Below are 11657 nucleotides of genomic sequence, written 5' to 3'. Positions count from 1 at the left end.
ATGCGAACAATGTGATTGTCTGAATATCTGCAGTTCAGATGGTGTTTTCCCTTCTCTGCGTTGATCATTCGCGGTAGAATTAGCACATGAGTTCGAGCAGCGAAGCATTCACCACAGCGGGGGCCAGTGACCTGGCCGCCGCGGTGAACGCCCTGCTCGAAACCTCCCTGGTCGCCGTGCCCGAAGCGGGGATCACCGCGCTGCTGCGCGAGATCGAAACCAGCACACGCCGTTTGGCGGCCGTCGGGCATCGCCTGATCGTCGAGGCCTGTGAGCGCTCGATCCCGCAACGGGTCGGCGCGGGTAGCCCGGTGCGGTACCTGGAGGAAACCCTGCGGCTTTCGCACGCGGATGCGGTGGCGCGGGTGAAGGCCGCCAAGGCGCTGGGGACCTGGCATGATGTCGGTGGTCAGGCCTTGGAGGCGATGCTGGCGCACACGGCGAAAGCCCAAGCCGCAGGGGAGATCTCCGCCGATCACGCGCGTGCGATCGGGAAGGTCACCGATCGGATCCCGCGCGGGGTGTCGCGCGAGGATCGGGAGGCGGCCGAGCAGATCCTGGTCGAACTCGCGCGGTCGGCGACACCCGATGACGTGTCGAAGGTCGGGGAGCGGGTCATCGCGCACCTGGACCCGGACGGGACGCTCACCGACGACACCGATCGCGCGCGGATGCGCGGGCTCGTGCTCGGTCGCCAGCGTGCCGATGGCATGTCCCCGATCACGGGCGAGATCACCCCGACGTTGCGGGCGTTGCTGGATCCGGTGCTCGCCAAGCTGGCGCGCCCGGGCATGTGCAACCCCGACGATCCGCAGAGTCCGTGGACCGCTGATGATTCGGTGCCGCGCGAGCAGGTCGAAGAGGCCGCCGCACGGGACAATCGGTCAGCCGCGCAACGCAATCATGATGCGCTGCTGGGGTTCCTGCGCCCGGAAATGGGGCCGAGTGCACTCGGTTCACATCGGGGTTTGCCGGTGTCGGCGGTGTTCACGATGAGTGTGGCCGAGTTGGAGCAGGCCGCCGGGGTGGTCACCACCGCGTCCGGGGGCACGGTGTCGATCCCGCAGGCATTGCAGCTCGCTGAGCAGGCGATGCCGTTCCTGGCACTCTTCGACCACACCGGGATGCCGCTGCACCTGGGACGCGGACAGCGCCTGGCCAACCCCGCCCAGCGCTTGGCGTTGATCGCGGCCGAGCGGGGCTGCACCCGCCCGGGCTGCAACGCACCTGCCACCTTGACTGCGGTGCACCATGTTTCGGAGTGGGCTGACGGTGGCGCGACGGACATCGACAATCTCACCCTCGCCTGCGATCACTGCCATGCCTTGGTCAATGACGGGCCGGGTGGCTGGAAGACGGTGAAGTTGGGTGCGGACTCGCAGTTCCCCGGCCGGACCGGGTGGATCGCTCCGGCGCATATCGATCCGACCGGTACGCCCCGAGTGAATCACCGCCACCACGCCAAAGAGTTGCTTGCCCAAGCGCAATCGCGGATCCGTGCGCGTAATGAACGCGCGGCGTTGTGCCATCGCCAATGGCTGGGGCAACGCACCACCGTTTGAACACACGTCACCGCCCGTGACGCCGACAGCTGCTGTCGGCGGCACGGGCGTTCGTGTTTCCTGGGTCGGCTCGGCCTGCGGCCATCGCTTTGATCAACCGCGCTGCTCCGGAGGGTCGACTCGGGAAGCGCGGTACGCCAACGGCAGAACAAAAGCTTGTTGCGTGGTGGCGTCGTCTGCCGTACCCGACTTGAGCTCCCCCATCGGGTGCCGTCGACCGGCGATTCCGGCCTGGCTGGAAGGTTGTGGTCCCGTTCCGGGACCAACAACCAAAGAACAAGAAAGACAAGAACAAGACTTGAGGCACTCCAACGGGGGGCCTGTTCATCGAGGGGGGCATGAGCCGGGGTTTTGTCCGGTTAGACCAGTCTCATGTACCCCTGAACGTGTTCTACCCCCGAAATATGCAGCGGCAGGGCCACTTAGGGCCTTCACGGCTGCTCGTTGGTCTTCGTTGTTGTTTTCTTGTCTCTTGTTTGGTTTCTTCTCGTCCAGGCGCTTTTGTCTCTGTCTCTGTCTCTAGTCCGCAGACCAGACCATCGACCGGATTTGCCGCTACTGCAACGGTTGTCGCGCGGTGTTGCTGGCGATGCCGGGGCAAGGTCGCTACCGCCTTGCACGCCGCACAGTCCCCAACGGCGATTGCGGCATTGTCGGGCGGTCTGGTGCAGATCCCGAAGGAGTTGGACCAGACCGCTGCCGCCTACAACGATTGGGCGGGGATCGCTCAATTCCCGGGGCGGTCAGACACTTCGAACCACACGGCGACGACTTCCTTCGGCATGCAGTATGCCGCTGGGAACGGGCCGCCCGGCCACGGCCCCGCCGCATACCAGTCGCTGTGCACCACGGTTCCGTCATCGCACGCACCGGATGCGCGGTAAAATCCGTCCCCACTCCGGCAATATGCCTTGGGGCCGCTGGAACCGACCCCCCACGCCTCGCAGTCGGACGGCAACGCGTTCGCCGCTGGTGCGCCGAGGGTGACCACCCCAGCCGCGAAAATGGTTGCTGCAGCGGACATGGCAAGTTTCTTCATACGTTCCCCCCGATGGTTCAGTTGGCTTGCGTCGCCGATGCTACTCAGGCTGCACGCGGGGGGCGTACCGATTTTCGGGGCGTCGTCCAGGCAGGGGTACCCGCGTATGTGATCCGTACGGCAACCGTGGATCCGCCGTTGGCCGCGGGTTGGCGCTGTTCACAGGCTTGGCCCCGGCAGTGAGTCTTACCATCGAGGTCGTGACCACGCGCTGATCGCCTGCGACTATTGGGCGAACTTCGTAATTACTTGGCTAGTGGATGGTTTCGACCGTGACCTTGGCTGCTGCTGCGACGAGGGGGTTGTCGGCGGGGGCGTTTTGGTCGAGTTTGGTGGATTGGATTGCGATGACGAGGGGGGCGGCTGCGCCGGTGGGCCAGGTTATGGCTACGTCGTTGGCGGTGGCGTAGTCGCCGGTGCCGGTTTTGTCGGCGGTTTTCCAGTCTGTGGGGAGGGCTGCGCGGATTCGGGCGTCGCCGGTTTTGTTGGCGAGGAGCCAGGTGGTGATTTGTTGGCGTTCGGGGGTGGCGAGGACGTCGCCTAGGACGAAGGCTCGGTAGTCGGCGGCTAGGGCGGCGGGGGTGGTGGTGTCGCGGTCGTCGCCGGGGATGTTGGTGTTGAGTAGGGGTTCCCAGCGGTCTAGGCGGGTTACCTGGTCGCCTATTGAGCGGGTGAAGGCTGTGAGGGCCTCGGGGCCGCCTAGGAGTTTGAGTAGTTGATTGCCTGCGGTGTTGTCGCTGCGGGTGATGGCTGCGTCGCAGAGTTCGGTGACTGTCATGCCGGTGTCTATGCGGGTTTCGGAGATTGGGGAGTTGGGGATGATGTCGGCTTGGGTGAAGTGGATGGTCTGGGCGAAATAGCCTGTGCTGAGCGGGTGGTCGCGGAGTAGGGCTGCGCAGGCTATGCCCTTGAAGGTGGAGCCGATGCCGAAGCGTTCGTCTTGGCGGTAGCCGAGGGTTTTGCCGGTGCCGGTGTCGATGGCGAATACGCCTAGGCGGGCGTCGTGTTCCTGTTCGAGTGGGCGCAGGCGGTCATCGGCGGACACGGTGATCGTGGCGGCTGGTGCCGTGGAGGATGCGGAGGGCGAGGACTCGGTGGCGTCGGACTTCGTGTCGCAGGCCGCGAGCAGTGGCGCGATGAGCAGCAGTGGGACTAGTGCGCGGTATTTCAGGTACGACAAAATAAACCCTCTCAGTGTTGTACGGGAAAGAGCAGAGCTGTTAGCGCGTGGCGCGGAGCATGCGGCCTGCGGCCTCGACTGCGGGGCCGGAACTGCCTGCGTCGCTGATGAATACCGCGAACGCCAGGTCGCCGTCTATGCCGACGAACCAGCCGTGGGCGTGCTTGTCGTCGATGTATTCCGCGGTGCCGGTTTTGCCCAGCAGACCGGGAATGTCGCGGAGTGCGGTGGCGGTGCCGCCTGTAATCGTTTCTCGCATCATGGTTTTCACCTGGTCGGCGATTCCGGCGGGTAGTGCGGGCGGCTGCTTGTCGGGGGTTCCGGGCTTGCCTTGGACGATGGTCGGCGGTGGGACTGATCCGTGTGCGAGCGAGGCGGCGACCAAGGCCATGCCGAACGGTGTGGCGGTCACCTTGCCTTGGCCGATGCCCTCTTCGACGCGCAGTGCCGGGGTGTCGGCGGTCGGCACCTTGCCGGTGACGGTGGTCAGGCCGGGCGTCACATAGTCGATGCCGAGCCCGAGTTGCGCAGCGGCATTGGTGAGCCCGTCCGGTGCGAGCTGCACCGCCAGCCGGCCCATGGTCGTATTGCAGGACTTGGCGAATGCGGTGTGCAGCGGCACCTGGCCGAGGTCGAATTTGTTCTCGTTAGGGATCTGACGGCCCTCGATGTTCTCCTCACCGGGGCAGGCAAGCACGGTATCGGGGGTGACCTCGCTCGCCTGCAATGCGGCGGACACGGTGACGGTTTTGAAGGTCGAGCCGGGCGGGTACAGGCCGGTCAATCCGATCGGACCCTGGGCGTCACCGGGCGCATTCTGGGCCATGGCCAGCACATTTCCGGTCGAGGGCTGCAAGGCGATGATTGCTGCGGGCGTGGTGATCGGCGCCAGTGCCGACTCGGCCGCGCGTTGCCACGCGATATCGAGGGTGGTCTTGATATCGGTGACGGGCTTGGCGTCGGGTCCGCCGACACGCTGCGTGCCATCGGTCCCCTGGGCCCGAACCGCCCAGCCCGCCGCCGCATCGGCCTGTTGCTGCCACAGATCGCTCAACCCCGAGAAGGTCGGCGACGCGAGGCTTCTATCGCTGGCGAGCAGTCGCGTCTGCGGTGCGAGGGTGACATTCGGTAGCGCCGTGAGGGCCGCCTGAACGGTCGCGATATCGGCTGGGCGCAAGGTCACCGCGGTAATGGACTTGCCTTGCGCCGCAGCCAGATCCGCTTGCAGACTCTGCGCGGTGACATCGGGTGCAACCGGCTGCAAGGCCGCCGCCACGGCCGCGGTATCCGCGCCGGGAGCCACATTCACCAGCGTGACCACCTGCTGCGCAAGCAGTTCCCCGCCGGTGCTGTCGAGCACTCGTGCCGGGTCCGGGTAGACCGTGCTGTAGGACAGCGGACCGATATTCAACCCGGGCGCGATAGCCGCCGGATCCCACCGCACTTTCCAATCGTCGCCGGATTTCTCCGCCTGCCCGGTGGTCGAATACGTCCACTCGTTCTTGCCGTCGGACCCGAGCTTCCAGGTGGCGGCGAGGGTGAAGGTGCCGCCGCTGTCGGTTTTGTCGACCTTGCCGACCTCGAATTTCACGTTCTTACCGAGGCCGTCGTAGAGCTTGCCGAGGGTGTCGGTGGCCTGGGTCGGGTTGGTGGTCGCCGCGGCGGCCGCGCTCACATCGTCGCGATTGAGGGCGTCGGCGAATCCGTTCACCGCCTTGGACAGCGCGTGTGCGGAGTCGGAACTCGAGCAGGCGGTCGCTGTCACCAGCATGACCGCCGCGCAGGCACCGGTGAGCGCTCTCGTGCTGAACTTTGCCATGTAGGCCACCCCAACATGGATGCGCTACCGCTGTCCAAGACCAACACGGGTGGAAACCGATAAGACAATGAATATCGTTGCAGCGTGCGGGCTTGTCCGCCCGACCGGTTTCCTCCGGAACCGCCGGTCGGGAATGCTGGCGGGGTGGACGAAATCTTCCGGAAGGTCGGTACGCGCGGTCGGGTGCACGCCCGGTGCTTCGACTGCGAGGGGGAATTCGGGTCCGGGGCGGATGAACCGGTGGTGCTGTCCTCGGTTGTGAAGGTGCCTCTCGTCTTGGAGTTCGCGCGCCAAGTGGCGGCCGGTCAGCTCGATCCGACCGATCGGGTGCGGGCCACGGCCGCGGACCGGCTCGGCGGGATCGCCACCGCGGGTTGCCTGGACGATGTCGAATTGAGCCTGCGTGATGCCGCGTTCTTCGCGCTCACCATGAGTGACAACACCGCGGCGGACCTGCTGTTCGACCGCGTCGGCGTCGACAATGTGCGTTCCCTCGCGCGCGAGCTCGACCTCACCGAGACGCGAATCGTGGGCTCGCAGCGGCACATTCTGCACACCATGGTGGAGGACATCGGCGCGCGCGATCCCCTCGAATTCGCGCAGCGCTTCCGTGAGGTGAGCGCCGAGGGTGTGTTCGGCATGCGGGCCTTGGATCCGCTGCGGACCACGGCGAGCACTCCCCGCGATATGACCCGCCTGCTCATGCTCATCGGGCAGGACCTGGCAGGCAATCCCGACGCGTGCCGGTGGGTGCGTGATGTCATGCGCCAGCAGATCTTCGGGCATCGTCTGTCCTCTGGCTTCGGGCCCGATGTGCGGACCTGGTCGAAGACCGGCACGCTACCCGGTATTCGCAATGAGATCGGCGTTGTCGAATATCCGGGCGGAAGTCGTTATGCCGTAGCGGTATTCACTGTCTCGGAGAATCTTGCGGAACGGCAGCCCGAGGTGGATCACACCATCGGCGTCGCGGCACGGCAGGCGATCGAACGCATCGATCACGCCCGGCCGTACACCACATTCCAGGGCCGCTGCATGACCTCCTGAATCGGCGCGGGGCGCGACGCGCCATCGCCCTGCACGACTTCGACAATCAGATCGGCGAGCTCCCGGACCAGCGGATGCGGTGCCGCCGCGGGCCAAGCCAACGCGAAACGCCAGCTCAGCGAGCCGGGCGGCAGCGGCCGCCACACCACGCGCGGTTCCTTCTGCGCGACCATGCCCTGATCGAAGGCGACGCCGCGCCCGGAGAGCACCATGCCGAGCACGAATTCGGGATTGCGGGCATGCTGCACCGAGGTGGGCCGGAAACCGTGCTCCCAGCAGGTCCGCAGCGTCGCATCGTAGAGGCCGGGCGCGGCGGCGCGGGGAAAGATCACCAGGCCCTGACCAGCGAGATCGGCCAAGGTCAGCGAGGCGCGCGCGGCGAGCGGTGAATCCCGCGGCAGGACCACGCCGAGCGGCGTGTCCACGGCCGGGCCCGATTCGAGGCCGACCACATCCACCGGATGTTGCAGCAGCCCGGCGTCGAGCTGCCGGTCGGCGAGCAATCGCACCTGCTCGGCGGTGGTCAGCTCCTGAAGATCCACCCGCACCTCACGGCTTTCGAACGCGGTGAGAATGGCGGCCAGCACTCGTCCGGCCAGCTCCGGCGGCACACCCACGCGCAGCGCGTCGATCTCACCCCGATGTGCCTTGCCCACAAGCGATCTCGTGCGTTCCCACCGCGCGATCAGATCCCGCGCCTCGGCCAGGAGGATCTGCCCGGCCTCGGTGAGCTCGACTCGGCGGCTGTCGCGATCCAAAAGCCGCGCGCCGAGATCATTTTCGAGTTTGCGGATCCGCTGGCTCAAGGCGGGCTGCGCAATCCGCAGCCGTTCGGCCGCGCGCCCGAAGTGCAGCTCTTCGGCGACGGCGATGAAGTACCGCAGCTGACGTAGTGGATCCACACGGCGACGATATCGGTTTCGCTATCGCCGACTCGCCGCCTGGTCTGCACCGCAGGTCAGGCTGGGTGCGGGACCTGCCGGGAATGTGGAGGGAACGCCTCAGGTTCCAGTAGCCGAGACCTGCCGCGACGATGCCCGACCCGTGCGTCGCCCGACAATTTCATCGTGTCCGCAGCCCACGAAAGGCGATTTCCTATGCCCCCGGCCCTATCCATCCTCGACCTGGCATCGATCGCACCCGGTCAGACCGCGCGTGACAGTTTCGAGAACAGCGTCGCCCTGGCCCGGGCCGCGGAACGCAGCGGTTATGAGCGCGTCTGGTACGCGGAGCACCACAATATGGGGTCGATCGCGTCCAGCGCGACGAGCGTGCTGATCGGTTATGTCGCCGCCAATACCGACAACATTCGGCTGGGCGCGGGCGGCATCATGCTGCCGAATCATTCGCCGCTGGTGATCGCCGAGCAGTTCGGCACGCTCGAGACCCTGTTCCCCGGCCGCATTGACCTGGGTCTGGGCCGTGCGCCCGGCAGCGACCAGAACACCATGCGCGCCCTGCGCCGCAACCCATCCTCGGCGGACACCTTCCCCCAGGACGTGCTGGAACTCCAGGGCTACCTCAGCGGCAACTCCCGCATCCCGGGTGTGAAAGCGGTCCCGCGCGCGGAAGGCATTGTCCCCCTCTACATTCTGGGCTCCTCCCTCTTCGGCGCCCAGCTCGCCGCCCAGCTCGGCCTCCCCTACGCCTTCGCCTCCCACTTCGCCCCCGACGCCCTGCACCAGGCCACCGCCGTTTACCGCGAGCGATTCCAGCCCTCGGAACAACTGGCCGAGCCCTACGTGATCGCCGGTGCGAATGTCTTCGCCGCCGAATCCCACGACGAAGCCCAAGAGCAAAAGACCATCGCCTACCGTGCCCGCACCCGAGCCTTCATCAAGCGAGGCGCGGCAGGCATCGACTACACCGACGACGAAATCGACGCCTTCCTGGCCTCCCCCAACGGCCGCCACCTCGCCTCGATGACCCAATACACCGCAGTCGGCACCCCCACCGAAGTCCGTGCGTACCTGGAAGATTTCGCCTCCTCCGCCCAGGCCGATGAACTAATCCTCGCTCACCACGCCACCCGCATCGAGGACCGCGTGCGCTCGGTAGAGCTCACCGGCGCGGTAATGGAGGCGGCCGCCGCGACTGTCGAATAGCGCGAGTAGTCGGCGCCGTACAGAGATACGCTCCTAGTTACCTGGCTTCCCGGCGGTGAACAGAAGGGGGACGATCATGAGGGGCATTCGTGGCGGGGCGCTCACGGCACTGTCGGCCATTGTGCTGGCGGTGGCCGGGGCGCCGGCAGCGTCCGCGAATCCGGTGCCGACGGTGGATCTCGGCCTGCACAACGGCTACTGCTCGACAACGTGGGTCACCGCACCGGCGGACACCCCATTCAATATCCGGGTGGATACCGCCTTCCTGTTCACCGACACAGCAAACCTCAGAATCCCGTCGCTGAACATCCGCGTGATCCTGCCGAGCGCCTATTTCAACCCCGTCGCCTGGGTCGCCATCGACCCGCAGCCGCCGGGCCCGATTCCCTTCGAACTCATGACCCCCACCGTGTCGGGCAGCGCAGGCAAGGGCTGCTGGGGGACCATCCAGGTCGGGTGACGTTACGCAGGGGCGGCGAGCGGCGGGTGCTCGAGCACGCGGGGCCTGTACTCGACCAGCTGGATGCGGCCGTCGAATGTGCGGTGCTCGATCATCTCGAGTGCAACGTCCGGATAGCCGTCGTAGATGCGTTCTGAGCCCGTGGCACCGGTGATCACCGGGAACATCACGACCCGGAACCGGTCGACAAGTCCGGCTCGAAGCAGGGACCGGCACAGGCTCAGGCTGCCGATCGTGCTGAGCAGGCCCGAGCCACTCGACTTCATGGCGCGGACCGCCTCGACGGCGTCGTCGCGGACGAGCGTGGAGTTGGCCCACGTCGGTGGGTCCTCGAGTGAGGAGGAGAACACCACCTTGGACGCTTGCGTGAGCTCATCGACGGACGCCTCTTCTTCGGGCCTGAACTCGTCTTGGCCCTTCGGGACCTCGCCGGCGGCGAAGCCCGACATCAGGCGGTAGGTGTTCGCTCCCATCAGGTAGGTGACTTTGGGCTGCTCACCGAGCCATTTGAGGTATTCCGGGCCCTCGAGGCCCCAGAATCCGGGCCATCCCTCTCCCGATGCGTAGCCATCGAGGGAGGTGATGAAGTCGACGAGAAGCTCCGACATGACGGTGTCCTTTCCTAGGGTGTCACGAGCTTTGACCGGCCGGGAGCCACAAATTCATCGGCCGCGCTGCGAGGCGTCATCCAGAGCTGGGGCCGTCTCGGTGTCGTAATTGCTTGGATTATCACGGCATCATGGGTGCGAAGCAGCCATCGGCTCGTAGAACGAATGGTATGGAGACGAGCATGAGTATGAGCGGTGCCGATCTGGTAATCCGCGCCGAGACGGTGCACACCCTGGTGCCGGGCCTGGAACCCCAACGGGCCCTTGCGGTTCTGGGCGATCGCATTGTGGCGGTGTCGCCTGATCCCGATGGTCTCGACCAGTGGATATCCGAGAAGACTCGGGTTCTCGAGGTGCCCGGGTCGACGGTGCTGCCCACGTTCGATGACACCCACACTCACCTGATCTTCGCCGGGCACAGTGCGCACGATGTTCCCGTGCACGAGGCGCATACCCTCGCGGAATTCCTCGACCTCATTCGTGAGCGGGCGCGGATCACGCCGGAGGGACAGTGGATTCGCACCACGACCAACTGGCAGGAACTCAATCTGCGTGAGCGGCGGATGCCGACCGCGGCGGAACTCGATCAAGCCACCGATCGGCACCCGGTGCTCGTCAAGCGGGGCGGCCACAACGATGTGGTGAATACGTACGCCTTGAAGCTGGCCGGTATCACCGAGGACACGCCCGTTCCGGCGGGCGGCGTGATCGGCCGTGACGCCGAGGGCAGGCTCAACGGTCGTCTGATCGATAATGCGATGGGGCTGGTGGAACGCCTGCTGCCCGCTGCCGATCGGGAGCAGGGCATCGAGGGACTGCGGCTGGCCAGTAGTCGTTATGCCGCAACCGGTATCGGTGCCGTCCGGGACTGCATGGTGACGCTCGAGGACTTCCGGACGTTGCGGGCGGCGCGGCGGGCGGGGGCGTTGAGCACGCGGGTTCGGGTGCTGATCGCCGCATTCGGTTTAACCGGGCCGGACGCGCTGGAGAGTTTGCTCGAGGCCATGGAGGAATGGCGGTACCTCGACGATCCGTGGCTGCGGGTGTGGGGCGTGAAGTTCGTCCTCGACGGTGGATTGGAGGCCGGGGCCACCGAGGAGCCCTATGCGTGCGATCACGGTTTCCGCGGGATGCTGACGGCCAATCCCGGCACCCTGACCGAGCAGATCGAGGCCGTGGTCCGGCGGGGCTGGCGGGTCGGCACCCACGCCTATGGCGATCGTGCCGTGCGGATTCTGCTCGACATCTATGAGCGTGTGCTGCAACGCAATCCGGGCTTGCCTGCTGGCAGCCTGGTCATGGAGCATGGCGGCCTCACGGGCGAGGAACAACGCAAGCGGGCTGTGGCGCTCGGTATTCCGGTCACCATTCAGCAGCCGTTGCTGCACGACACCGCCGAAGTCGAGCGGGAGTTCTGGGGACCGGAGCGGGTCGCGGCGCTGTTCCCGGCGCGCGGATGGATCGACCAGGGCGCACTCGTGACCGCCGGGTCGGATTTTCCCGTCGGGCGTTTCGGTGCCATGCGATCGGTGTGGGGTATGACCACCCGCCAGACCGTCATCGGCGTGCAAGGGCCCGAACATGCCGTCACCTATGACGAAGCCATTGCGCTGCATACGACCAATGCCGTGCGACTACTCCGTGAGGAACATCTGCGCGGCACACTGACTCCCGGCCGTCTCGCCGACCTCACGATCTGGGATCAGGATCCGGGCAGCTGCGAGGCCGAGGCCCGTCGGGACCTGAATCCGACGCACACCTTCGTAGGCGGGATTCAGGTGTACGGTCCCTCACCGCACTATGAGCGACGGACCGAACCGACCGGTGTCGCGTAACG

The 11657-nt window shown here is 66.1% G+C and carries 9 protein-coding genes; 5 read left to right on the top strand and 4 right to left on the bottom strand.

What is annotated here, in order from left to right; translation table 11 throughout:
• Positions 1 to 86 precede the first annotated feature (86 nt).
• Positions 87 to 1562: a DUF222 domain-containing protein gene (locus AB0N05_RS33520; RefSeq protein ID WP_364701417.1), complete on the top strand. Its 1476-nt coding sequence runs from the start codon at positions 87 to 89 to the stop codon at positions 1560 to 1562.
• A gap of 1292 nt (positions 1563 to 2854) precedes the next feature.
• Here the strand turns inward: AB0N05_RS33520 and bla are convergent.
• Complete coding sequence (bla, locus tag AB0N05_RS33515) at positions 2855 to 3781, bottom strand: class A beta-lactamase (RefSeq protein WP_364701415.1); 927 nt, start codon at positions 3779 to 3781, stop codon at positions 2855 to 2857.
• Positions 3782 to 3821: 40 nt separating this feature from the next.
• Complete coding sequence (locus AB0N05_RS33510) at positions 3822 to 5552, bottom strand: penicillin-binding transpeptidase domain-containing protein (protein ID WP_364701692.1); 1731 nt, start codon at positions 5550 to 5552, stop codon at positions 3822 to 3824.
• Positions 5553 to 5744: 192 nt separating this feature from the next.
• On the opposite strand from AB0N05_RS33510, the gene AB0N05_RS33505 reads away from it, so the two are divergent.
• Positions 5745 to 6647, top strand: a complete 903-nt coding sequence (locus tag AB0N05_RS33505; protein WP_364701413.1) for a serine hydrolase — start codon at positions 5745 to 5747, stop codon at positions 6645 to 6647.
• On the opposite strand, the gene AB0N05_RS33500 is transcribed toward AB0N05_RS33505, so the two are convergent.
• On the bottom strand, positions 6599 to 7549 hold the full coding sequence (locus AB0N05_RS33500; protein WP_364701411.1) for a LysR substrate-binding domain-containing protein: 951 nt from the start codon (positions 7547 to 7549) through the stop codon (positions 6599 to 6601). The genes AB0N05_RS33505 and AB0N05_RS33500 overlap by 49 nt on opposite strands.
• A gap of 195 nt (positions 7550 to 7744) precedes the next feature.
• Between AB0N05_RS33500 and AB0N05_RS33495 the strand changes: the two genes are divergently transcribed.
• Both AB0N05_RS33495 and AB0N05_RS33490 read left to right on the top strand, forming a co-directional pair.
• Positions 7745 to 8752 (top strand): LLM class flavin-dependent oxidoreductase, encoded by a 1008-nt coding sequence (locus AB0N05_RS33495; protein WP_364701689.1) that lies wholly within the window; start codon positions 7745 to 7747, stop codon positions 8750 to 8752.
• A gap of 76 nt (positions 8753 to 8828) precedes the next feature.
• On the top strand, positions 8829 to 9212 hold the full coding sequence (locus tag AB0N05_RS33490) for a hypothetical protein (RefSeq protein WP_364701409.1): 384 nt from the start codon (positions 8829 to 8831) through the stop codon (positions 9210 to 9212).
• A 2-nt stretch (positions 9213 to 9214) separates the two neighbouring features.
• Here the strand turns inward: AB0N05_RS33490 and AB0N05_RS33485 are convergent, their stop codons facing one another.
• The gene (locus AB0N05_RS33485; RefSeq protein WP_364701406.1) at positions 9215 to 9820 is read right to left on the bottom strand and encodes a dihydrofolate reductase family protein; all 606 of its coding nucleotides are present in this window, start codon (positions 9818 to 9820) and stop codon (positions 9215 to 9217) included.
• 182 nt (positions 9821 to 10002) lie between these two features.
• Here AB0N05_RS33485 and AB0N05_RS33480 point away from each other — a divergent pair, with 182 nt between their 5' ends.
• Positions 10003 to 11655 carry an amidohydrolase gene (locus AB0N05_RS33480; RefSeq protein ID WP_364701404.1) on the top strand — a complete coding sequence of 551 codons (1653 nt, stop codon included), beginning with the start codon at positions 10003 to 10005 and terminating at the stop codon, positions 11653 to 11655.
• The last annotated feature ends 2 nt before the right edge of the window (positions 11656 to 11657 follow it).

Origin of the sequence: Nocardia sp. NPDC051030, assembly GCF_040683015.1 — a bacterium.
Taxonomy (GTDB): Bacteria; Actinomycetota; Actinomycetes; order Mycobacteriales; family Mycobacteriaceae; genus Nocardia.
Note: the sequence above shows the minus strand (reverse complement) of the source record. Positions and strands in the feature narration are given on the sequence as shown.